Source organism: Pseudomonas fluorescens (assembly GCF_041354075.1).
GTDB classification, from domain to species: Bacteria; Pseudomonadota; Gammaproteobacteria; order Pseudomonadales; family Pseudomonadaceae; genus Aquipseudomonas; species Aquipseudomonas fluorescens_CE.
On the sequence record NZ_JARZGC010000053.1, the window covers coordinates 1 to 428 of the forward strand.

Sequence of the window (428 nt, forward strand, 5' to 3'; positions counted from 1 at the left end):
CTGTACTCCGACACCCTCGCCGCCTTCACCTTCTGGGGCTGGCAATCGGTGATCGTGATCATGCTGGTCACCCTGCCGCTGGGCTACACCACCACCAAGGAATACGCCGAGATCGAGTTCTCCGGCGCGGTGTGGATGGCGGTGGTCTGGGTCGCCTACGCCATCGTGTTTTTCACCACCGTGGTGCAACGCAAGACCAGGCACATCTACGTCGGCAACTGGTTCTTCGGCGCGTTCATCGTGGTGATCGCCATGCTGCACGTGGTCAATCACCTGTCGATCCCGGTGGACTGGTTCAAGTCCTACCCGGTGTATTCCGGCGCCACCGACGCCATGGTCCAGTGGTGGTACGGCCACAACGCCGTGGGCTTTTTCCTCACCACCGGCTTTCTCGGCATGATGTATTACTTCGTGCCCAAGCAAGTCGG

Annotated in this window: 1 protein-coding gene; it reads left to right on the forward strand. The window is 60.5% G+C overall.

Annotated elements, in window-relative coordinates; translation table 11 throughout:
- Positions 1-428: cbb3-type cytochrome c oxidase subunit I (locus QIW53_RS27200; RefSeq protein WP_371052682.1), on the forward strand; the 428-nt coding region annotated here is incomplete at both ends.